A 21,866-nucleotide genomic window follows, 5' to 3' on the forward strand; every position below is an offset into this window, starting at 1 on the left:
GACGGCACGTCGGCGTGGGCGCCTGCGCGCCGCTCCTGACAGCGCTGTCATATAAGCCTGCCCACGCACTGTCAATCGTTGATCGCATGCACTGGGGTGCGCGTCCCGCAACAGCGGGCCCCGGCGCTTCCACCGTGTGCTGCACGGGCCTGCGGGTGCTGCAATGCGACAAGAAATCCGCACGTGCCAGCGCCCCTCATGTCGTGGCAACATCCGCCTGCTTCGGCAACATCGACCGGGCACGCGCGACCTACCATCGGCACGTGCCCGCCGCCTTCCAGGAGGAACCATCGCCCCATGCGCAGTCGAATCGAGGATGTCGCCGCCGTTGCCGGGGTATCGATCAAGACCGTGTCCCGCGTGCTCAACCACGAGCCCAACGTGCGCGAGCAGACGCGCGAGCGCGTGCTGGCGGCCGTGGCGCGGCTGGGCTACAAGCCCAACCTGTCGGCACGCAGCCTGGCCGGCCAGCGCTCGTATGCACTGGCGCTGGTCTACAACAATCCCTCGCGCAATTATCTGATGGAAATCCAGAGCGGCATGCTGGAGGCCTGTCATGCGCAGCACTACAACCTGATCCTGGGCCCGGTCGGGATCGGCCGCCGCACCCTGCCCGACCTGGCCGCGCTGTTCGAGAACTCGCGCCCGGACGGGGTGGTGCTGATCCCACCCCTGACCGATGACGAGGTGGTGCTGTCCTACCTGGAAGAGCACGGGATTCCCTTCGCGTGCATCGCCCCGCGACATCCGGAAGGCCGGATCGGCGTGCGCATGGACGAGACCACCGCCGTGGTCGAACTGATCGGTCACCTGGTCGCGCAGGGCCATCGACGCATCGGCCATATCAAGGGCCCGCGCGCGCACGGTGCCTGCCAGTGGCGCCACGCCGGCTACCGGCAGGCGCTGCGCGAGGCCGGCATCGCCTACGATCCGTCGCTGGTGGTCAACGGCCAGTTCTCGTTCGAGTCGGGCGTGGATGCGGCCAATGCCCTGCTGGATCTGGATGACCCGCCGACCGCGATCTTCGCCGCAAACGACGACATGGCCGCTGCGGTCTATCGCGTGGCTGGCGAACGTGGCCTGCGCGTGCCGCGCGATCTGTCGGTGTGCGGCTTCGATGACACCCCGATTGCCGGCCACATCTACCCTGCCCTGACCACCGTGCGCCAGCCGACCGCGCAGATGGGCCGGCTGGCCACCGAGCAGCTGATCGAGCACATCCGTGCCGATGCCGCCGGGCGCATGATCACGGTCGAGCACGCGGTACTGGAACGCGAATCGACCGCGCCGCCGCGGCGACGCTGACCCGCGCCGGCGCCGGCACTCGCAGCCGGCGCCTTCCATGCCACCTCGACACTGAAAGGACGTGAAGCATCTGCGCGCGGGCACGGCGCCGTGCTGCGCGTGATGTCCACTGACGGCTGTTCCCGTGTCCGGTCGCTGTCCTCATGACCCGTGACTCAAGCCATAGATCGGTCACGCGCGACAGGCCGCATCGCGCCTGGTTGTCCAGCGCTGTCAACGCGCTGCGAAGACGCCCCGACGGCATTCTCTCCCTGCATCCGCGCAGTTCCGTTCTGCACCGCACAACACTCCCTGGTAGCTGGATTGGCAGCGCTGTCATCCCTGAAAAAGCGCCGCAGGCGCCGCCATCAAAGGCAATTCATCGACATGAGTGGACGCATGGCAACGGTTACATCGCGACGCGCACCACGGCGCGCAGGGCGCGCTTGATGGCAGTTTGTTGACAACGCTGTCAACCGTGGCTCCAATCCGGCCACGTGCACAACCCGCGATCAAGACAACGCCGCAACGACACCACCGAATTCCCTGGGGAGGGAGCTTCCATGAAGACGTACAAGGCAGTACCTCGCAAGACGATGCTCACTTCCGCGCTGCTGGCAGCGCTCGCTGCACCGGCCTGGGCGCAGGATGCACCGGCCGGCGAAACGCCGGACCCGGCCACGCTGGACACGGTGCAGGTCACCGGCATCCGCGGCAGCCTGCAGTCCTCGATGAACCTCAAGCGCGACAGCCAAGGCGTGGTCGATGGCATCGTTGCCGAGGACATCGGCAAGTTCCCGGACACCAACCTCGCTGAATCACTGCAGCGCATCAGCGGTGTATCGATCGACCGCACGTCCAGCGGCGAAGGTTCCAAGGTGACCGTGCGCGGCATCGGCCCGGACTACAACCTGGTGCTGCTGAACGGACGGCAGATGCCGGCCTCCAACCTCGGCAATGGCGGCGGTGGCCTCAACGGTTCGCGCTCCTTCGACTTCGCCAACCTCGCCTCCGAATCGATATCGGCGGTGGAGGTGTACAAGACCAGCCGCGCCGACAATCCGGCCGGTGGCATCGGCGCCACCATCAACATCAAGACGCTGCGGCCGCTGGAATCGGAGCCGGTGATCAGCCTGGGCCTGAAGGCGGTCAACGATTCGTCCAACGACAACCTGCCGCGCACGCTGCAGGGCTCGAACATCACCGGCGAACTGTCGGGCATCTTCAGCCAGCGCTATGCGGACGACCGTTTCGGCGTGGCCTTCAGCGCCAGCCACCAGGAGCGTGATTCGGGCTTCAACCAGGCCACCGTGGCCGAGGGTTGGGCCACCATGTACGGCAACGACACCACGGATTGGCGCGCCCTGCCACAGCCGGGCCAGGGCTATTCGGACCGCATCACCAACCGGCCCGGCCCGAACGATGTGTACGGCCGGCCGCAGAACACCGCCTACAACGTCAACGGCGTGCAGCGCCAGCGCACCAATGCGCAGGCCACGTTCCAGTGGAAGCCGGCCGACAATGTCACCACCACGCTGGATTACACCTATGTCGAGAACAAGGTGCAGCAGCAGCGCAGCGAACTGTCGGTGTGGTTCAACTACGGCCCGGGCGACAGCACCTGGACCAACGGGCCGGTGTCCGCGCCGATCATCTACAGCGAAGACATGACCAATTCGGACGTGTCGATGGGCGGCGCGCGGCTGGCCACCAAGACCGGCATGCACTCGCTGGGCTTCAACGTGGACTGGGAAGTGAACGACGCACTGGACCTGTCGTTCGATGCGCACAACTCCACCGCCGAATCGCAGCCGGACAGCCCGTACGGTTCGGCCGGCGTGCTCGGCGTGGCCGCCTTCGTGCGCGGCAAGACCACCGTCGATTACAGCGGCGACCTGCCGATCATCAACATCGCGTTGCCGCCGGGCGGCGTGCAGGCGTCCGATGCACTGGTCACCGGCTCGGTGTTCCAGAACAGCTACAACAAGTCCGAGGTGCAGCAGTACCAGGGCCGCGGTACGTTCCGCTTCGCCGACTATTCGGCGCTGGACTTCGGCATCGGCCACAGCCAGGTGGAGAACCGCTCGGCCTCGGCCATCATGCAGCGCAATACCTGGGGCGGCCTGGGCTCGCCATCCGACTATGCCGATGACATCTGGTATGCGGACAACATGGCCAAGTACTTCAAGGCGTTCTCCGGGCACAGCGATCCGCGCCTGACCGGCCAGTTCCTGGTGTTCGATTTCGACCGCCTGATCGACCGCGCCGCCCAGGTAGGCACCGCCTCCGACCCGGCCTGCCCGACCTGCTACTACGCGCCCACCGAATACTCCGAGGACATCCGCACCACCGAGAAGACGCGCAGCGCGTACCTGCAGTACCGCACCACCTTCGACTGGTCGATGCCGCTGCACGTGGCCGCCGGCGTGCGCTACGAGCAGACCGAAGTGGAATCCAGTGCGATGGTGCGCGTGCCGACCGGCATCAGCTGGGGCTCGGCCAACGAGCTGAACATCGTCTACGCGCCGGAAAGCAGCTTCGTCGGTGGTCGTGGCAAGTACGACTACGTGCTGCCCAACGTCGACCTGAAGCTGGACCTGAGCGAATCACTGGCGCTGCGCGGCAGCTACAGCCGCACGCTGGGCCGCCCGAGCTGGACGCAGATCCAGAGCGGCCAGTCGCTGGCGGACATCGTGCGTACCCAGGGTGGCAGCGGCAGCCGCGGCAATCCCAGCCTGGAGCCACTGATCTCGGACAACTTCGATCTTTCGCTGGAGTGGTACTACGGCGAAGCCAGCTACGCCTCGGCCGGCTTCTTCCGCAAGAACATCAAGAACTTCATCAGTGACACCGTGGTGCGCGAGAACAGCGGCAACCTGCACACGCCGGTCGGCGGCGCCTACTGGAATGAAGCGCTGGCGTCCTGCGGTGGCACCGACATGCCCTGCATCCGCGATTACATCTTCACCAACCACGCGGGCGATCCGGGCGTGAACTTCACCGGCGTCAACTCGGCCGGCCAGCTGACCGGCACCATCGAAGGCCTGCCGACCGACCCGATCGCCGGCTTCGACATCACCGTGCCGGCCAACCAGCATTCGGACCACCTGGATGGCTGGGAAGTAGCGGTGCAGCACCTGTTCGGCCAATCCGGCTTCGGCGTTGCCGCCAACTACACCAAAGTGAAGTCCGGGCTGACCTTCAACAATCTCAGCCTGGGTGACCAGTACCCGATGATCGGCCTGAGCGACTCGGCCAACCTGGTTGCGTTCTACGACAGGAACGCGTGGCAGATCCGTGCGGCGTACAACTGGCGCGACAAGTTCCTCAACGGCATCGGCGGCCAGGGCCCGAACCCGAACTACACCGCGGCCTACGGCCAGCTCGATCTGAACATCAGCTACGCGGTGAGCGAGCAGCTCTCCCTGAGCCTGGAAGCGATCAACCTGACCGACGAGACCATGCGCACCTACTCGCGCCACACCAACATGCTGCGCTACGCCACCCAGACCGGGCCGCGCTACATGTTCGGCGTGCGTTACAAGTTCTGATCGGCTGCAGTAGTGTGGAGCAGAGCCCAGGCCCGGCTCCACACTGCCCCGGATACCCGCGCATGCTGCCCCAGCCCCGCCCCATTGAAGAGATCCACGGCCTGGACCCGGCGCAGCTGCCCACCCAGCTGCCCACCTGGACCACGCCGAAGGTGATCCGGGGGCTGGTGGCGCACTGGCCGCTGGTCAGCGCAGCACGCCGGTCCGCCGCCGAGGCCGTCGCCCACCTGGCCCGCTTCGACCACGGGCAGATGCCGGTGACGGCGACGACGACGGCGCCGGATACGCACGGCCGGCTGTTCTACAACGAGGACATGAGCGGCTTCAATTTCCGCCGCGAGCAGATACCGCTGAAGGTGGTGCTGGCCACACTGCTGAAGTACGCCCCCGATCCGGCGCCACCGTCGATCTACGTGGCCTCGACCACGCTGGACAGTTTCCTGCCCGGCTTCAGCCAGGCCAACCCGCTGCAGCTGGGCGTGGCCGAGCCCCTGGCCAGCATCTGGATCGGCAACCGCTCGCGCATCGCCGCCCACCAGGACGTGCCGGACAACCTGGCCTGCGTGGCCGCCGGCCGCCGCCGGGTCACGCTGTTCCCGCCGCAGCAGATCGACAACCTGTATGTGGGGCCGCTGGATTTCACCCCGGCTGGCCAGGCCATCAGCCTGGTGGATTTCCACGCCCCTGACCTGCAGCGCTTCCCGCGTTTCGCGCAGGCGCTGGAACATGCGTTGGTGGCCGAGCTGGAACCCGGCGATGCGGTGTTCATTCCCTCGCTGTGGTGGCACCACATGGAAGGGCTGGAGGCGTTCAACGTGCTGGTCAACAGCTGGTGGCGACCGGTGCCGGCCTGGATGGATTCGCCGATGAACGCGCTGATGCTGGCCATCCTCGCCCTGCGCGACCTGCCACCGGAACAGCGCACGCACTGGCGCGTGATGCTTGACCACTATGTGTTCGATGCCGGCGAGCATACGGCAGCGCACGTGCCGCAGGACGCACGTGGCGTGCTGGCGCCGCTGGACGCTGCGGGCGCCGAACGCGTGCGCGACACCTTGCGGCGGCGCCTGCAGCGCTGACACCGGGAGACCGTACTTAACCCCAGGGCAAGCGAATGTGCCCATAATGGCGGTTCCCCCACCCTCCGTGCGAGGCAGCGCCCCCGCTGCGCTGCGCACCGCCGCCGCATGCCGCCGATCTCCAACCGCCTCAACCTGGGCAAGCTGATCCTAGCGCTGGCCCTGCTCAGCACGCTCATCGCCCTGGCCAATACCCTGCTGGCCAGCTACCGCGTGCAGCGCGACCAGCTGGTGAGCAACACCCTGGAAGCCAACCGCGTCTACACCAGCAAGCTGGCCGAGACGACGCAGACCTTCCTGCTGTCGGCGCAGCAGCAACTGGCCTACGCCGCCACCCGCCTGGGCGAGACCGGGCTGGAGCCGGGCCAGGCACAGCGCGAAGCCAGCCGCCTGCAGCTGCAATCGAGCAGCTTCAACTCATCGCTGGTGGTGAACGTGGATGGCCTGGTCATCGCCACGTCGCCGCAGACACTGCAGCTGCAGGGCGAAGTGCTGAAGAGCGTAGGCAGCCAGATGGCGCTGGCACGACGCCAGCCGCTGATCACCGATCCCTACCAGTCGGCCACCGGCAAGCTGCTGATCTCGCTGTCCCACCCCATCTTCGACCGCAAGGGCGACTACCTGGGCTACGTCAGCGGCACCCTGTACCTGCGCCAGCGCAGTGCGCTGCATACGCTGCTGGGCAAGCACTACTACCGCGATGGTTCCTACCTGTACGTGGTCGACCACAACGGTCGCATCATCTACCACAACAATCCGAAGGAAGTGGGCACCTACGCGCTGGACAATCCGGCGGTGAAAGCCGTGATGGCCGGTCGTTCCGGCAGCCAGCAACTGGTCAACAACCATGGCGTGGCGCAGCTGTCCGGCTATGCGCCGGTACCCGCCACCGGCTGGGGCATCATCGCCCAGCGCCCGACCGAAGCCACGCTGCAGCCGCTGTCACGCCTGATGACGTCGGTCATCTGGAACGCCATTCCGCTGGCGGTACTCTCCCTGCTCATCACCTGGTGGTTCGCGCGGCGCATTTCGATGCCGCTGTGGCAGCTGGCGCGCAATGTGCAGGAAGGCGAAGACACCGGCAATGCGATCAACCACGTCACCGGCATCCGCGCCTGGTACTTTGAAGTCGCGCAGCTGAAGCAGGCCGTGCTGTACAGCTTCAATGCGCTGCAGGACCGCATCGGCACCCTCAACCGCGCCAGCCGTACCGACCCGATGACCGGGCTGCTGAACCGCCGCGGCCTGCAGCATGCGCTGGAAATACTGCAGGCGCAGGGCCTGCCATTTGCGATCGTGGCGCTGGACATCGATCGCTTCAAATCGATCAACGATGGCCACGGCCATGACGTCGGCGATGCCGCCATCGTACATATCGCCGAACAGATGCGCCGCCATTCGCGCGAAACCGATGTGCTGTGCCGCGCCGGTGGCGAGGAATTCCTGGTGCTGCTGCCGGGCGTCACCGTGGCCGCGGCCGAGCAGACCGCCGAACGGCTGCGCCAGGCCATCGCCAGCGAGCCGTTCGCGCCGATCGGCACCATCACCGTGTCGCTGGGCGTGGCCCACTTCCCGACCTTCCATGCCGACGTCGAGCAGGCGCTGCGCCTGGCCGACAAGGCGCTGTATCTGGCCAAGGAACAAGGCCGCAACCGCGTGGTGGTCTACCCGCACGCGGATTGAGCCGTGCAGGCCGGCGCCGGGATACCCGGCGCCGTTGCGGTACCGGTCAGCCCAGCGGGGTCAGCAGGCGCGGGCCGTCGTTGCGGCCGACCATGTAGACGCCGCCTTCGGGCAGCAGGTCGGTACCGGTGGCATTGGCGTCTTCGCCTGTCCTCCACGGCGCCTGCTGGCGCGGGCCCGGGATGTAGGCCGACCAGCGGCCGTAACGCTCTTCCCGCTTGGAGAAGTCGTAGCGCACCGGCACCCGCACGGTCCAGAAAGCATCGTCCTTGTTCGCTCCGGTGGTCGGCGGATTGAACGTCCAGCTGCGGGCCGTGCTCACACTGGCCTTGGCCAGCACATCACGCAACATCTGCATCTGCCGTTCCGGAGCCACCACCGTCAGGTTGGTGCGCTCGGCGATCACGTCGGCCACCTTGCCATCGCGCCCGACCTTGACCAGCAGCAATACCTCGCCCTGCCCACGGATGGCTGCGGCGCGTTCCGGGTAGGCCGGCGCGCGCATCTTCAATCCCCTGACGTCATCGCTGGAGAGCCTGTTCTCATCGCTGACCGGGCCAAAGTTCGCATCCGCCACGCGGATCTGCATGGTGGTGCCGGTCAGGCTGTCGGCCAGCAGGCGCAGGCGGACTTCGGTGCGGGCCGGCACGGCCTTGCCGTCGACCCGCACCGGCTCGAAGCGCCAGCTCCTGACCGTGCCGTCGACCATCGACGCGACGTCGGCGGCCACCTTGTCACGACCATCCAGCTGGAAGTCCTCGACCTGGCCCTCACGGCCGATGTTGATGACGCCGCTGAGCGTCATGCTGGCCTCCATCTGCTTGCGCACCTCGCGCACGGTCTGTGCGTCGGCGCTGCCGATGCAGGTAGCACCACTGCCGAGGGCCAAGGCCAGGGCCAGGAAAAGGGAAGATCGCATTGCACACACTCCGTTGTATTGAATTGTCCAGCATCTGACGCGGCTTGCCGCCGGTCGGGAATCAGTCTTTGGCCAGAGGCGTCAGCAGACGCAGGCCACGATTGGCGCTGTCGACCATGTAGACACCGCCGGCGGGCAGCAGGTCACTGCCCTGCTGGGCAGCATCGCGCTGGTGCCACGGCGCCGACTGGCGCGGTCCTGGAATGAAGGCCTTCCAGACGCCATACGCCTCTGCGGATGACTTCGAGCGGCCGCCGATGGCGAACGAGACCGGCACCCGCACGGTCCAGTCCGCGCGATCCTTGTCCGGGCCGGTGGTCGGTGGCGTGAAGGTCCATTTGCGGGCGGCAGAGACGCTGGCCTGCGAGAACAGATCACGCAGCTGGTCCATGGTCCGGCCGGGTGCCACCACGCCGAGGTTCACCTGTTCGGCGATGACGTCGGCCACGTTGCCATCGCGCCCGACCTTGACCAGAAGCAACACGTCGCCCTGGGCACCCGCACGGAAGGCCGCCACGGGATAGCGCGGTGGCACCATCCTGCCGATGGTGACCCCATCGGTGGCATCCGGGCTGTATTCACTGAAGTCCACGCTGGTCATGCGCACCTGCATGCTGCCATCGCTGGAGGGCTTGCCCAGCAGGCGCACGCGCAGCGGGGCGTGCATCGCAACCGCCTCTCCGTCGCGCAGCGTGGGCTGGAAGCGCCAGCCACTGATCGTGTCGTCGACGAAGCTGGCCATGGCCGGCGACAGGGCCGCACGCTGGTCCAGCACCACGCGGCTGACCGAACCGTCGGCGGCCACGTCCAGGGTACCGGTCAGGACCATGCTGAGTTCGGCGGTGGCCCGCACGGCCGACGCGGTCTGTGCCGCGGCATCGGGCGCAATGGCGGCGGCACCGCCACCGATGGCAAGTGCCAGGGCCAGAAACAGGGTTGATCGCATCACACTCACTCCTTGTGCTCAGAATGCAAGCCTACCCCACTTGGGTTGGCGATGTTGACCGCCCGCCGATCATGCCAGGCGGTGATCGGCGGCATAGGGCGGCGTGTCAGGGTAGTCACCACTGGCGAAACGGGCCTGCAGGCCCTGCCACCAGGCCGGATCGAACAGGTGGCGGTAGTGCTCGCGTACTGCGGCCAGTTCCTGCGCCGGCAGCCCCATGAACGGGCCGAAGCGCTCGGGGAACACATCACGCGGGCCGACATGGAACCACGGCTCATCGGCAAGCGCCTCTTCCGGCGTGCGCGGCTGTGGCCAGGCGCGGAACACGCAGTCGCTGACCAGGCACAGCTCGTCGTAGTCGTAGAAGACGGCGCGGCCATGCCGCGAAACACCGAAATTCTTCGGCAGCATGTCGCCCGGGAAAATGTTGTTGCGGGCCATGTCGGTGATCGCCTGCGCATAGTCCAGTACCGCCGCACGCACGGCCGGTGCGCCCTGTTCGCGCAGATACAGGTTCAACGGGCGAAAGCGTCGCTGCACGTAGCACAGCGCAATCTCGATCTCGTCGCCCTGCACGCGCACGCTCTGCGCGCACTGCTGCAGCAGCTCATCCAGCAGCGCCGGAGCGAAGCGTTCGCGCGGGAAGCGCAGGTGGCGATAAGGCTGTGCATCGAGCAGGCGGCCGACACGGTCCAGGTTGAAGACCAGTGCGTACTTCTCTTCCACCTGCATCCGCGACATCGCCTTGGGCCAGGCAAAGCGATCGCGGATCAGTTTGAACACCAGCGGATAGCTGGGCAGGGTGAACACCGCCATGACCATGCCCGGCGTGCCCTCGGCATGCACCAGGCGCTCGTGCGGATACTCGCCGAAGTGGCGGAAGAACGTGCGGTAACGTTCGGTTTTTCCCTGTTTGGCGCGGCCGAGCACTGTGTAGATTTCATCGATCGGCTTGCCTGGCAGCAGGCTGCGCAGGAACACGACGGCGTCACCGACGGTGGCCAGGTCGGCCTGGAAGTAGCTGCGCGACACCCCGAACAGATGGGCGACATCGCGGCGGCGGGTCAGCACCGCATCGGCACGCAGGCCCTGCTCGTCGTTGACCAGCGCGATGACGCAGGGCGAGAAGCGATGTTCGCCGAACACGCGGCCGACCAGGTAGGCGCGACGCTCGCGGTAGAACACGGTGTCGAGCAGTTCGATGCTGCGCACCGGGGTGTCGCCCCAGTGGGCAAGGTCATCCTGCAGGCGGATGGCGATTGCCGCCGCGCAGCGCAGCTGGTGGGCATAGGGCACATCGAAGCGGTAATCGGCCAGCACCCGCTGCAACGCCTCCACCGGGCGCGTGGGCGACACCGCATAGGTGTGGCGTGCCACCGGGTGGGTTATCGCATCGGACGGTTCGATGTCGAAAGCGATGAATTCCAGTGCCGGGTCGACACCCCGGGTGGCGAACAGACGGCGCGCCAGGGTGTTGTAGAAGGTCTTGTACAGTTCGGCGTCGATCAGCCCCTGCAGCATCGCGCTGTAGTGCGCGTGCACCTGCAGCCACAGCGCGCGTGCGCCGATGGCATCGCCGGCCAGGCGCCGCAGCGCGTCCATGCGCTCGGCGATGCACAGGTCGTAGAGTGCGATGCGTTCGACCGCATCCTGCCGCGCCGCAGCCCAGTCACGCTGCTCGAAGCGCAGCTTGGCCCGTGCGGTGATTCCGGCAAAACGGGCGTGGTAATCCTCGAAGCCATCGCGGATGGCCGCGGCGATGCGGGGTGCCAGATCAGCGGCGATGGCAGGCGGAGACATGCACGGCCCGGCAGGGAGACGAGCATCCACCATACGCCGGCGTGTGCGATGCCGTCGAGCGCGATGGTAGTGCCGGCCGCTGGCCGGCAGCCACCGCATGGCCGGTCGATCCATGCCGATGCCGGCCAGCGGCCGGCACTACCGTCTCAGATCGCCAGCTCGGACTCCACGTCCTGCACCTTGCGCCGGGCCAGGGCCAGGTTGCTCTTCGCGCGGTCCAGCACGATGTAGAAGAACAGGCCCTTCTTCTTCGCCACCGGCCGCATGATGTGGTACGCCCGGCCCAGCGAGATGAGGATGTCCTCGATGCCGTCATTGAGGTTCAGCGAAGCCGCCGTCTTCATCTTGGCGCGGATCACTTCGGTGTTGCCTGCAGCGGCGACTTCCATGTCCATGCCCGCGCCGGCCTCCCCCAGCAGCATGCCGCTCTCGTAATCAACCAGCGCCACGGCCTGTGCGCCGTCGATACCCATCAGTGCGTTCAACGATTCGGTCAGTCCAGCCACGTCGTATCCCCTTGTCGGTGTTGGTTCGAGCCCCTCGTTCCCCTGCGGTCGGGCTCACGATCCGCCGAGTTCGGCCAGGATCGCCTGGCCACATTCCCTGCTCTGCCACAGCACCTGGCCGATCACGCTGCGCTGGTCGCAGGCCGCCATCAGCAGCAGCGGCGGCCGTCCTTCGGCCTGGATCGCCAGCATCAGCACCTTGCCGCCCAGTGCTTCCAGCATCAGTGTCTGCAGGTCGCCCAGCGCCAGTTCCCGGCCGACCGCGGCGGCCAGCGCCAGCATCGCGCTGGTCATCGCGGCCAGGCGTTCGCCACGGCCTTCGGCACCGGCGCTGACCAGGGCGAAGCCGTCGACACTGGCCAGCACCACCGTGCGCACCCCTTCCACCCGCCGTTGCAGGTCCTGCAGCAGCGGCTGCAGGCGTTCGCGCTGGCCGGCATCGGGGAGGGTCGCCACCTGTCCATCAGCCATGCAGGCCCACCAGTGCATGCGCTTCCATTTCGCTCATCAACACATCCATCAGCAGCAGCCCCTGTCCGCGGTCACGCGCGTCGATCGGCAGCAGCGGCAGCGGCTGGTCGTCCAGGCAGGCGCGGTTGGCCCAGTCCTCCAGCTGCGCGTCAGGTATCTGGTCAAGGTGGGTCACGGCCACCACCACCGCCAGCGTGCCGGCGAACGGTCGCAGCGCCTGCAGGTAGGCATCGAGTTCGCCAGCGAGGCCGGCGCGGCGCGCATCCAGCAGCAGCACCGCGCCGCGTGCGCCCTGCAGCAGGATCGGCCACAGGAAGTCGAAACGCTGCTGGCCGGGGGTGCCGTACAGGCGCAGGCGCTCGCCGTTGGGCAGGTCGATATCGGCGTAATCCAGCGCGACCGTGGTCGAGGCCTTGTCCGCGCCACGGCGGTCACTGTTGGCGACATCGGTGTCGATGACCGCCCCGGCCGCGATGCTGCGTACCAGGGTGGACTTGCCGCTGCCCATGCCGCCAAGCACCACCACCTTGTGTTCACGCATTGCGCTCGCTCCCGCGCAGGCTGCGCCAGAGGCGTGCCAGCAGGCCGTGCTCGGCGCTGTTGCCGCGCGCCTCGGCAGCGATCGGCGCTGCGCTCTGCAGCTGCGCATAACCACACAGATAGGCGGCATGGATGAAATCGCGTACGGCAGCTGGCGGCAGCTCCAGCAGCATCGCGCACTCGTCCACCGTGCACGCGCGCTTGAGCAGCAGCGAGCACAGGCGGAAGCCATCATGGTCATGGCCCAGCACACGGAAGTCGGGCCAGCGCAGCAGCTTCACCGCGGCACTGCGCAGGCGCTCGTCCAGGGCCTGCCAGTGGCGGCTGCGCTGCGCCCATTGCCACAGCAGCGGCCGCAGCGGCTGGCGCGCACGGTTGCCCGCCAGGACCTGGAACTGCGCTGCCGTCAGCGCGTCCAGATACAGATGTTCAAAGCCCTGTGCCAGACGCTCCACCAATGCCGCGGCCGGCTCCTGCAGCAGTACCGCCTGGTCCTGCTCCATATCCAGAAGCAGCAGCGGCTGCCCACGCTCGCCCAGCAGCGCGTGCCCCTGGCGCAGGGGCAGGCGTTCGCGCAGCAGGCGGGTGATGGCATGGGCACCGTCGGCCAGGCGCACCGGCGCCGGGTCGGCGTGCCCCTGCATGCCACGCAGCGCGCGGCCAATGGCCCCGTCGTCGAGCACATCCTGGCGGCCATGGCCTTCGCGCAGCTGACCGCCGCTGCCTTCGATCCAGCACTGCAGGCGCGGCCGCTGCTCGCGCATGCGCAGCGCGGCGTTGCGCAGTGCCGGCGTATCGCGCACCACCAGCAGATCGCAATCGTCCAGATCCTGGCTGCGGCACACCTGCCCGTCGGGCAGGGCCGACGCCACGCGCAGCCGCTGCAGCAGGGCCTGTTCGCCCTGGATATCGGTTCCCACCACCAGCACGCGTGCCATTCGTGTTCCCCGGGGCGACCGCCTCCCCGGCGGTCTCGCGTCCACAAGGCTAGGGCATCGCTGCGCGCGTCGGTCGTGATCGACTGCTCAGATCGATGGCGACCGCGACGACGCATTGACCCGTTCTGCGACGGCCATCGTGGGCAAGTTTCATGCCGTTTTGACGGCGTGCGGGATGGGGTCAGACCCCGGCGGGAAACGATGGGGTCGGATCCCTTCTGCGCGCAGAAGGGCTCTGACCCCGCCAGACCCGGAAAAGAGAAAACCCGCGCCGAAGCGCGGGTTTCCATGTATCACATGCTGCGGGCGCTGGATCAGCCGCGCAGCTGCTCCAGCGCGGCGTTGAGCGTCTCGCTCGGGCGCATGGCCTTGCTGGCCTTGGCCACGTCCGGACGGTAGTAGCCGCCGATGTCCACCGCCTTGCCCTGGACCGCGGCCAGTTCGTCGACGATCTTCTGCTCGTTCTCGGTCAGTGCCTTGGCCAGCGGCGCGAAGCGTGCCTTCAGCGCAGCATCTTCATTCTGCGCAGCCAGGGCCTGGGCCCAGTACAGCGCGATGTAGAAGTGGCTGCCACGGTTGTCGATGCCACCCAGCTTGCGCGACGGCGACTTGTCGTTGTCCAGGAACTGGCCGTTGGCTTCGTCCAGCGCCTTGGCCAGCACACGGGCGGCAGCGTTGTCGTAGCGGTTGCCCAGGTGTTCCAGCGACGCGGCCAGGGCCAGGAACTCACCCAGCGAATCCCAGCGCAGGTAGTCCTCTTCGACGAACTGCTGCACGTGCTTCGGGGCCGAACCACCGGCGCCGGTCTCGAACAGGCCGCCACCGGCCATCAGCGGCACGATCGACAGCATCTTGGCGCTGGTGCCCAGCTCCATGATCGGGAACAGGTCGGTCAGGTAGTCGCGCAGCACGTTGCCGGTCACCGAAATGGTGTCCTCACCCTTGCGGATGCGGTCCAGCGAGAAGGCAGTCGCTTCCACCGGCGGCAGGATGCGGATGTCCAGGCCGTGGGTGTCGTGGTCCTTCAGGTACAGCTCGACCTTGGCGATGACCTGTGCATCGTGGGCGCGGGCGGCATCCAGCCAGAACACGGCCGGGGTGCTGCTCAGGCGGGCGCGTTCGACGGCCAGCTTCACCCAGTCCTGGATCGGCGCATCCTTGGTCTGGCACATGCGCCAGATGTCACCAGCTTCCACGGCGTGCTCGAACACCACGGTGCCGGCATCGTCGGTGACCTTGACCACGCCATCGGCAGCGATCTGGAAGGTCTTGTCGTGCGAGCCATACTCTTCGGCCTTCTGCGCCATCAGGCCGACGTTGGGCACCGAGCCCATGGTGGCCGGGTTGAAGGCACCGTTGGCCTTGCAGTCGTCGATGACGGCCTGGTACACGCCGGCGTAGCAGCGGTCGGGGATGACGGCCTTGGTGTCCTGCAGCTTGCCTTCGGCATTCCACATCTTGCCGGAGTCGCGGATCATCGCCGGCATCGAAGCGTCGACGATGACGTCGCTCGGCACGTGCAGGTTGGTGATGCCCTTGTCCGAGTTGACCATGGCCACGCCCGGGCGCTGTGCGTACTCGGCAGCCAGATCGGCTTCGATCGCGGCGCGGGTGGCTTCGGGCAGCGACGGCAGGCGCGCGGCCAGGTCACCAATACCATTGTTGGCATCGAAACCGGCCTGCTTCAGCACGTCGGCGTGCTTGGCCAGCACGTCCTTGTAGAACTCGTTGACGGCCACGCCGAACATGATCGGGTCGGAGACCTTCATCATGGTGGCCTTCAGGTGCAGCGAGAACAGCACGCCCTGGGCCTTGGCATCGGCGATCTGCTCGCCGATGAAGGCGGCCAGTGCCTTGCGGCTCATCACCGCGGCATCGACGATCTCGCCGGCCTTGACCGCGGTCTTTTCCTTCAGCACGACGGCGCTGCCGTCCTTGCCGTGGAAGGTGATCTTCAGCGAACCGGCGTTGGCCACGGTGGCCGACGTTTCGCTGCCGTAGAAATCACCGGCGGCCATGTGCGCGACGTGCGACTTCGAGTCCGCAGCCCAGGCGCCCATGCGGTGCGGGTGCTTGCGCGCGTAGTTCTTCACCGACAGCGGTGCGCGGCGGTCGGAATTGCCTTCGCGCAGCACCGGGTTCACCGCACTGCCCTTGACCTTGTCATAGCGCGCCTTGTAGTCGCGCTGCTGATCGTCGGCCGGGGTTTCCGGGTAAGCCGGCAGCGGGTAGCCCTGGTCCTGCAGTTCCTTGATGGCCGCCTTCAGCTGCGGCACGGAGGCGGAGATGTTGGGCAGCTTGATGATGTTGGCGTCCGGGGTGGTCGCCAGCTGGCCCAGCTCGGCCAGGTCGTCGCTGACCTTCTGCGCATCGGCCAGCAGTTCCGGGAACTGCGACAGGATGCGGCCGGACAGCGAGATGTCACGGGTTTCCACCACGATGCCAGCGGTGGCGGTGTAGGCGTCGATGATCGGCAGCAGCGACTGGGTAGCCAGGAACGGTGCTTCGTCGGTCAGCGTGTAGAGGATCTTGGACATGGGGGACTTGGACTCTGTAGCAGTTCTCAGGGAAAGGCCGGCGCAGGCGCCGTGCCACGTGCAACCGTGTCACTTCCCCCGCCGCCGTCAGGGTGGGCGCGCGGCGGGGAAACCCCTGCATTGTCGCGTTTTCAGCCGCGCGGGGCAAAGCCGCGCCATACGCTGCGGTACTGCGCGTGGGCAACGCTGTGATCCACCGGCGTGGTATCGGATGCAACCATGCGTGGAAGCGCGTCCCGGCCTCACACCGGACGAAAAAAGGCGCAGCCTCGCGGCTGCGCCCATCGTGAGTCCAACCGGGAGAGAGTCGGCAGGACTTACTTGACCTCGAACTCCTGCGGCGTTCCGGCCGCCTTGCCATCCACCATGACCTCGGCGCGGTACTTGCCGGCCGGCCAGCCATTGGCATTCTTGAAGGTGACGTTGGTGGTTTCGGCACCGCTGGCATTGAGCGTGTCGCTCTGCTCACCGGCCACCTGGCCATCCTGGAAGGTCAATTTGGCACCGATGCTGACGTTGCTGGCCGCACCATCGGTCTTGACCGAAACAATGATGTCGTCCTTCGGCGCGAACAGCGCGGTCGGGGCGACCGACTTGTCAGCAGCGGCGGTCTTGCCGACGGTGACCGAGGCGACATTGACGGCAGCAGCGGCGGCCATCGGCGGCGGCGCGCCCGTCATCGGTGCCGGTGCCGGCTCAGCGGGCGTGGTCGCGGCCGGGGCGGCGTTGTTGTCCACGGATTCTTCGTTCTTCTTGCAACCCACCAGGGCAACGCTGCCCAGCAGGGCGGCGATCATGGCGGTCTGAAGCGGATTGGTCTTGATCATTCGGGTGTTCCTCCCAGGAATTGTCGGACGGCCGTGTGCACGGTTCGTGCGCGGGCCGGCTTACTTCGGTGGCAGCTTCAGGGTCTGGCCCGGAAAAATCTTGTCCGGGTCGTCGAGCACATCGCGGTTGGCCTCGAAGATCTTCTTCCAGGCATTGGCATCACCGAGGTGCTGCTTGGCGATCTTCGACAGCGAATCGCCTTTCTGCACGGTATAGGTGCCGTCGACGCGCTCGGCAGTGCTGTCCACCGAGGCCGTGACGCCGGAGAAGTCCGCCTTGGGAACCTTCTCGGCGGTACTGTCGACACTGGCGGTGACGCCGGAGAAATCGGCCTTCTTCTCGGTACTCATCCACACACTCCCGTCTGCATGACTGCGTGGGTGTCACGGTGACACGGCAGTTGTTAAATGGGGATGGTGCAGATGTGAAGCCGGCCCGGGGGCGGGCCAACAATCGTGAGGGTGGTGGTGCCGGCCGTTGGCCGGCGTTGCGACGCAGGGAGGGTTCCCTGCGCTTGCCGGCCAGCGGCCGGCACTACCTGCGCCAATTTCTTCGCTTGCCGGCCAGCGGCCGGCACTACCTGCACCAATTTCTGCGCTTGCCGGCCAGCGGCCGGCACTACCCCGTAACCGCCTGCGGCGGTTACTGGCGCAGTTCGCGGAAGGTGGCGGCGGGGCCGGCGATGCCGTGGCTGGCGCGCCAGGGGTTGATGTCCAGGCCGCCACGGCGGGTGTAGCGCGCTTCCACTTCCAGCCATTGCGGCTGGCAGCGCGCGGATACCTCGCTGAAAATGCGCTCCACGCACTGCTCGTGGAACTCGGCGTGCTCGCGGTAGCTGACCAGATAGCGCAGCAGGCCGGCGCGGTCGATCTTCGGGCCGCGATACCGAACGCTGACCGTGGCCCAGTCCGGCTGGCCGGTGACCGGGCAGTTGGATTTCAGCAGGGCCGAGACCAGGGTCTCTTCCACCAGCTGGCCGGCATCTGCCGAGAGGAAATCGGCCTGCGGCGGGCCATAGCAGTCGATTGCCACGTCCAGGCCATCAATGGATTCGCCCAGCGGTGCCTCGGCGAGCGGCGGCAGGCCGAACTGCACCTGCACCGGCGCGCCCGCGCACGCGGACAGGTCGGTCACCAGGCGCTCGCGCAGTGCTTCGGCCGTGTCGACACGGGTGCTGTTGAGGGAGTTCAGGTACAGCTTGAACGACTTCGATTCGATCAATCGCGGCGAGGTGCACGGTACCTGCACGGTGGCCACGGCCACCTGGGGCTTGCCGCGCGGGTCGAGCCAGCTCAGTTCGAAGGCGTGCCAGCGGTCGTGGCCGACGAACGGCAGCGCGGCGTCATCGAGGCCGATCTCGGCGCGGGCGCCGATACGGGGGATGGGAAACAGCAGGCCGGGATCGTACTGCGACGGGTAACTGACCTCGCGACCGAGGCTGGAGTCCTGGGGGGTGTTCATGGTGCTTATTGTATCGCGCGGAGGGCGGGCCTTCGGCCGGGTCGGCCAACGGCGGAGCCCCTCCGTGGTGGTCAAGAGCAGTATCTCGGGGTTGGCCGGGAGGGTGGCTTGGCTGGGGGACGCCGTGAATCCGTCCATGGAGGCTCGGTCGCCGCATCCATGCGGCTCACGCCCCCAGCCAACCCACCCTCCCGGCCACGGACAGTCTCCCGTGCCACCCCGGGAAAGATCAGGAAAATCAAAATCAAAAGCCGATCCTTCAGACGTTCATGACGCCTGCCGTGCCGACCAACGGTCGGCACCGACCAAAGCAGAAGGCCGTTCCGACAGATCGCGGAAGTCTGTCGAAGGCGGGGTGGGTCCGGTTGAGGGGGTGTGAGCGGCATGGATGCCGCGACCAAGCCTCCAGGGACGGATTCACGGCGTCCCCCTCAACCGGACCCACCCCGCCATCCCACGGCAAGCCAGCTTTTGACGTTAACGTTGATCTGCAGCAGGTGCAGGGCTGCAAGCCCTGCCGGAAACCCTCACCCCGCCGGAGTGCCAGCACCGTTCAAGTAATCCAGGCTCACCTGCATCAACGCCCGGAACCCGACATCCAGCGCCTTCTCATCCAGCAGGAACTTCGGCGAATGATTCGCCGGCGCCGTCGCCGGGTCGATGCCCACGCTGGTGGAACCGACGAAGAAGAAGATGCCCGGCACTTCCTTCGCGTACAGCGAGAAATCCTCCGCTCCCATCTGCAGCGGAGGCTCGTACACATTGTCCTTGCCCACCACCGCCTGCAGGCTGGGCAGCATCTTCGCCGTCAGCGCCGGGTCGTTCACCGTCGCCGGGTTGCCTTCGGCCTCATAGATATCGGTCACTGCCTTGGCACCATGCGCAGCAGCGGTGTGCTCGGCCACGTTGCGCAGGTCGGCGAAGATCTGCTGGCGCATGCCTTCGTCGAAGGTGCGGATGGTGCCCACCATCTCCACTTCATCGGGAATGATGTTGTAGCGGATGCCGCCGTTGATGGCGCCGAAGGTCAGCACCGCCGGCTGCTTGGACAGGTTGGTGCGACGGCTGACGATGGTCTGCGCGGTACCGATCAGGTCGGCGGTCGCCACGATCGGGTCCACACCATTCCACGGTGCCGAACCATGGGTCTGGCGACCGATCACCTTGATGCCGAAACGATCCGAGGCCGCCATCAGCGGGCCGCCGCGCACCGCGATCTGGCCCGCCTGCACGCTGGAGAACACATGCAGGCCGAACACCGCCTCCGGCTTGAAATCGGCGAACAGGCCCTCCTTCAGCATCAGCGCGGCACCACCCTCCTCCGGCGGCGGCGCACCCTCTTCGGACGGCTGGAAGATCAGCATCACCTGGCCCGGCAGGTCCTTCTTCATCGCCACCAGCGCCTGCGCCACGCCCAGCAGGGTCGCGGTGTGCGCGTCATGGCCGCAGGCATGCATCACCCCCACGGTCTGGCCGCGGTACTGCGCGGTGGCTTTGGAAGCAAACGGCAGGCCGGTCTGTTCGGTCACCGGCAACGCATCCATGTCCGCACGCAGCGCGATCTTCGGGCCGGGTTTGCCGCCCTCGATGATCGCCACCACGCCGTGGTGGGCGATGCCGGTCTTCGGCTTCAGGCCCATGGCGCGCAGGCGCTTGGCGACTTCGGCCGAGGTGCGCTCCTCGCGGTTGGACAGTTCCGGGTGCTGGTGGAAATCCCGGCGCCACTCCACCACCTGGGCCTGCAGGCGCTGCGCGGCAGCGGTCACCTCCGGGCGCTCGGCCTGCTGGGCATGGGCAAGGGCCGGCAGGGCCAGCAGAAGGGCGGACAGCAACAGCGAACGGCGCATCGGGTGGGCTCCACGCAAGGGGTCTGCAGCTGAATGTAGGCCAACACCGCCGCCACGGGAACCTCTCCGGCGGCCACCGGTCTTAGCGCCCGTCCCATACGTCATGCAGGAAACGTAGCGGGCCGCAGGTATGCTTTGCGCATAGCCACCCGGGGTCCGCCCCGACCAGCCCTCTTGGAGTCCTTGAATGTCACGTGTTTGGAAGATCGTGCTGCTGGTCGTTGCAGTGCTGGTACTGGCGGTGGTGGGCGTACGCGTCCTCGGTGGCGGCAAGGACAAGGCCGGTGGCCAGGCCGCAGCCGCGCGCCAGGGCGGTGAGGATCCCGATGCCGGCCCGGTGCCGGTGACCGTGGTCGAGGCCACGCACCAGGACGTGCCGGTATATGCCAGTGCGCTCGGCACGGTCACCGCGATGAACACGGTGACGGTCAGCCCGCAGGTCGGCGGCCAGCTGATGAGCATCAATTTCCGCGAGGGCCAGGAAGTGAAGCAGGGGGACCTGCTGGCACAGATCGACCCGCGCAGCGCCCAGGCCAGCTACGACCAGGCCGTGGCGGCCAAGCGCCAGAACGAGGCGCTGCTGGCCACCGCCCGCTCCAACTACCAACGCTCCAACGCGCCGGAGTACCGCCAGTTCGTCGCCAAGACCGATCTGGATACACAGCGAAACCAGGTGGCACAGTACGAAAGCGCCGTGGCAGCCAACGAAGCCAGCGCGCGCGCCGCACAGGTGCAGCTGCAGTACACCCGCATCACCGCGCCCATCTCGGGCATCGCCGGTATCCGCGCGGTCGACGCCGGCAACGTGGTCAGTGCCGGCACCGCGCTGGTCACGCTGACCCAGATCCACCCGATCCACGTGCTGTTCAACCTGCCCGAACGCCAGCTCGGCGACGTGCGCCAGGCGCAGTCCGCCGGCAAGGTGCCGGTGGCGGCGCTGGACCGCGCCGATTCGCACGTGCTGTCCGGTGACGGCACCCTGGACGTGGTCGACAACCTGATCAGCGCCGACAGCGGCACGTTCAAGGCGCGGGCGATCTTCGACAACACCGACAACGGCCTGTGGCCGGGCCAGTTCGTCAATGTGCGCATGCAGCTGCGCACGATCGGCGGCGGCGTGGTCATCCCCACCCAGGCGGTGCTGCGTGGCCCGGACGGCGAGTACGTCTATATCGTGCAGGGCGACAACACGGTGAAGATGCAGACCGTGCGCAGCGGCGTGGAAGTGGGCGACAGCCAGGTGCAGATCGCCGAGGGCCTGAAAGGCGGCGAGCGTGTGGTCAGCGAAGGGCAGTTCCGCCTGAAGCCGGGCAGCAAGGTCACCGCGCTGAAGCCGGGTGAAACCCCGGCGGCACCGACCGAGGCCGAACTGAAGGCCGCAGAACAGAAGAGTGGCGGCGGTGGCCGTCGTGGTGGTGGCCCGCGCTGAGCGCAGGCCACCCTTTCCTTCCGCGCCGGCCTCGATGCCGGCGCTGC

General features: G+C 67.2%; 17 protein-coding genes. 5 read left to right on the forward strand and 12 right to left on the reverse strand.

What is annotated here, in order from left to right; translation table 11 throughout:
• Nucleotides 1-297 precede the first annotated feature (297 nt).
• From C1924_RS18150 to C1924_RS18165, 4 genes are all read left to right on the forward strand, one after another.
• Nucleotides 298-1,305 (forward strand): LacI family DNA-binding transcriptional regulator, encoded by a 1,008-nt coding sequence (locus C1924_RS18150; RefSeq protein ID WP_108766556.1) that lies wholly within the window; start codon nt 298-300, stop codon nt 1,303-1,305.
• Nucleotides 1,306-1,847: 542 nt separating this feature from the next.
• The gene (locus C1924_RS18155) at nt 1,848-4,835 is read left to right on the forward strand and encodes a TonB-dependent receptor (RefSeq protein ID WP_108766557.1); all 2,988 of its coding nucleotides are present in this window, start codon (nt 1,848-1,850) and stop codon (nt 4,833-4,835) included.
• 62 nt (nt 4,836-4,897) lie between these two features.
• Entirely contained in the window at nt 4,898-5,914 is a 1,017-nt protein-coding gene (locus C1924_RS18160; protein ID WP_108766558.1) for a cupin-like domain-containing protein, read from the forward strand.
• Between the two features lie 108 nt (nt 5,915-6,022).
• Nucleotides 6,023-7,597, forward strand: a complete 1,575-nt coding sequence (locus tag C1924_RS18165; protein ID WP_108766559.1) for a sensor domain-containing diguanylate cyclase — start codon at nt 6,023-6,025, stop codon at nt 7,595-7,597.
• Between the two features lie 46 nt (nt 7,598-7,643).
• Here the strand turns inward: C1924_RS18165 and C1924_RS18170 are convergent, their stop codons facing one another.
• From C1924_RS18170 to C1924_RS18230, 12 genes are all read right to left on the reverse strand, one after another.
• Nucleotides 7,644-8,516 (reverse strand): TonB-dependent receptor, encoded by an 873-nt coding sequence (locus C1924_RS18170; RefSeq protein WP_108766560.1) that lies wholly within the window; start codon nt 8,514-8,516, stop codon nt 7,644-7,646.
• 61 nt (nt 8,517-8,577) lie between these two features.
• A complete protein-coding gene (locus C1924_RS18175; RefSeq protein ID WP_108766561.1) occupies nt 8,578-9,465 on the reverse strand; it encodes an energy transducer TonB in 888 nt (295 codons plus the stop codon).
• A 66-nt stretch (nt 9,466-9,531) separates the two neighbouring features.
• Entirely contained in the window at nt 9,532-11,262 is a 1,731-nt protein-coding gene (gene aceK / locus C1924_RS18180; RefSeq protein WP_108766562.1) for a bifunctional isocitrate dehydrogenase kinase/phosphatase, read from the reverse strand.
• 146 nt (nt 11,263-11,408) lie between these two features.
• Nucleotides 11,409-11,768 carry a hypothetical protein gene (locus C1924_RS18185; protein ID WP_108766563.1) on the reverse strand — a complete coding sequence of 120 codons (360 nt, stop codon included), beginning with the start codon at nt 11,766-11,768 and terminating at the stop codon, nt 11,409-11,411.
• A 54-nt stretch (nt 11,769-11,822) separates the two neighbouring features.
• Complete coding sequence (locus C1924_RS18190) at nt 11,823-12,239, reverse strand: roadblock/LC7 domain-containing protein (protein WP_108766564.1); 417 nt, start codon at nt 12,237-12,239, stop codon at nt 11,823-11,825.
• Nucleotides 12,232-12,780 carry an ATP/GTP-binding protein gene (locus C1924_RS18195; RefSeq protein ID WP_108766565.1) on the reverse strand — a complete coding sequence of 183 codons (549 nt, stop codon included), beginning with the start codon at nt 12,778-12,780 and terminating at the stop codon, nt 12,232-12,234. The genes C1924_RS18190 and C1924_RS18195 overlap by 8 nt, the downstream gene beginning before the upstream one ends.
• Nucleotides 12,773-13,717, reverse strand: coding sequence for a hypothetical protein (locus C1924_RS18200; RefSeq protein ID WP_108766566.1), 945 nt, complete (start codon nt 13,715-13,717; stop codon nt 12,773-12,775). The genes C1924_RS18195 and C1924_RS18200 overlap by 8 nt, the downstream gene beginning before the upstream one ends.
• A gap of 314 nt (nt 13,718-14,031) precedes the next feature.
• Nucleotides 14,032-16,254 (reverse strand): NADP-dependent isocitrate dehydrogenase, encoded by a 2,223-nt coding sequence (locus C1924_RS18205; protein ID WP_108766567.1) that lies wholly within the window; start codon nt 16,252-16,254, stop codon nt 14,032-14,034.
• 317 nt (nt 16,255-16,571) lie between these two features.
• Nucleotides 16,572-17,081 carry a hypothetical protein gene (locus C1924_RS18210; protein WP_108766568.1) on the reverse strand — a complete coding sequence of 170 codons (510 nt, stop codon included), beginning with the start codon at nt 17,079-17,081 and terminating at the stop codon, nt 16,572-16,574.
• A gap of 60 nt (nt 17,082-17,141) precedes the next feature.
• Nucleotides 17,142-17,432 carry a LysM peptidoglycan-binding domain-containing protein gene (locus C1924_RS18215; protein WP_108766569.1) on the reverse strand — a complete coding sequence of 97 codons (291 nt, stop codon included), beginning with the start codon at nt 17,430-17,432 and terminating at the stop codon, nt 17,142-17,144.
• A 292-nt stretch (nt 17,433-17,724) separates the two neighbouring features.
• Nucleotides 17,725-18,543, reverse strand: coding sequence for an NADPH-dependent 7-cyano-7-deazaguanine reductase QueF (gene queF, locus C1924_RS18220; RefSeq protein ID WP_108766570.1), 819 nt, complete (start codon nt 18,541-18,543; stop codon nt 17,725-17,727).
• Between the two features lie 527 nt (nt 18,544-19,070).
• The gene (locus C1924_RS18230; protein ID WP_108766571.1) at nt 19,071-20,390 is read right to left on the reverse strand and encodes a M20 family metallopeptidase; all 1,320 of its coding nucleotides are present in this window, start codon (nt 20,388-20,390) and stop codon (nt 19,071-19,073) included.
• A 187-nt stretch (nt 20,391-20,577) separates the two neighbouring features.
• Between C1924_RS18230 and C1924_RS18235 the strand changes: the two genes are divergently transcribed.
• Nucleotides 20,578-21,819 carry an efflux RND transporter periplasmic adaptor subunit gene (locus C1924_RS18235; protein WP_108766572.1) on the forward strand — a complete coding sequence of 414 codons (1,242 nt, stop codon included), beginning with the start codon at nt 20,578-20,580 and terminating at the stop codon, nt 21,817-21,819.
• Nucleotides 21,820-21,866 lie beyond the last annotated feature (47 nt).

The sequence above is a fragment of the Stenotrophomonas sp. ESTM1D_MKCIP4_1 genome, assembly GCF_003086895.1.
In the GTDB taxonomy this organism is placed as follows: domain Bacteria; phylum Pseudomonadota; class Gammaproteobacteria; order Xanthomonadales; family Xanthomonadaceae; genus Stenotrophomonas.

Coding starts and splice junctions, on each gene's coding strand:
- C1924_RS18170 (WP_108766560.1), bottom strand. CDS start 8,516: ATGCGATCTTCCCTTTTCCTGGCCCTGGCCTTGGCCCTCGGCAGTGGT.
- C1924_RS18195 (WP_108766565.1), bottom strand. CDS start 12,780: ATGCGTGAACACAAGGTGGTGGTGCTTGGCGGCATGGGCAGCGGCAAG.
- C1924_RS18215 (WP_108766569.1), bottom strand. CDS start 17,432: ATGAGTACCGAGAAGAAGGCCGATTTCTCCGGCGTCACCGCCAGTGTC.
- C1924_RS18150 (WP_108766556.1), top strand. CDS start 298: ATGCGCAGTCGAATCGAGGATGTCGCCGCCGTTGCCGGGGTATCGATC.
- C1924_RS18155 (WP_108766557.1), top strand. CDS start 1,848: ATGAAGACGTACAAGGCAGTACCTCGCAAGACGATGCTCACTTCCGCG.
- C1924_RS18230 (WP_108766571.1), bottom strand. CDS start 20,390: ATGCGCCGTTCGCTGTTGCTGTCCGCCCTTCTGCTGGCCCTGCCGGCC.
- C1924_RS18210 (WP_108766568.1), bottom strand. CDS start 17,081: ATGATCAAGACCAATCCGCTTCAGACCGCCATGATCGCCGCCCTGCTG.
- aceK (WP_108766562.1), bottom strand. CDS start 11,262: ATGTCTCCGCCTGCCATCGCCGCTGATCTGGCACCCCGCATCGCCGCG.
- C1924_RS18165 (WP_108766559.1), top strand. CDS start 6,023: ATGCCGCCGATCTCCAACCGCCTCAACCTGGGCAAGCTGATCCTAGCG.
- C1924_RS18190 (WP_108766564.1), bottom strand. CDS start 12,239: ATGGCTGATGGACAGGTGGCGACCCTCCCCGATGCCGGCCAGCGCGAA.
- C1924_RS18205 (WP_108766567.1), bottom strand. CDS start 16,254: ATGTCCAAGATCCTCTACACGCTGACCGACGAAGCACCGTTCCTGGCT.
- C1924_RS18160 (WP_108766558.1), top strand. CDS start 4,898: ATGCTGCCCCAGCCCCGCCCCATTGAAGAGATCCACGGCCTGGACCCG.
- queF (WP_108766570.1), bottom strand. CDS start 18,543: ATGAACACCCCCCAGGACTCCAGCCTCGGTCGCGAGGTCAGTTACCCG.
- C1924_RS18200 (WP_108766566.1), bottom strand. CDS start 13,717: ATGGCACGCGTGCTGGTGGTGGGAACCGATATCCAGGGCGAACAGGCC.
- C1924_RS18235 (WP_108766572.1), top strand. CDS start 20,578: ATGTCACGTGTTTGGAAGATCGTGCTGCTGGTCGTTGCAGTGCTGGTA.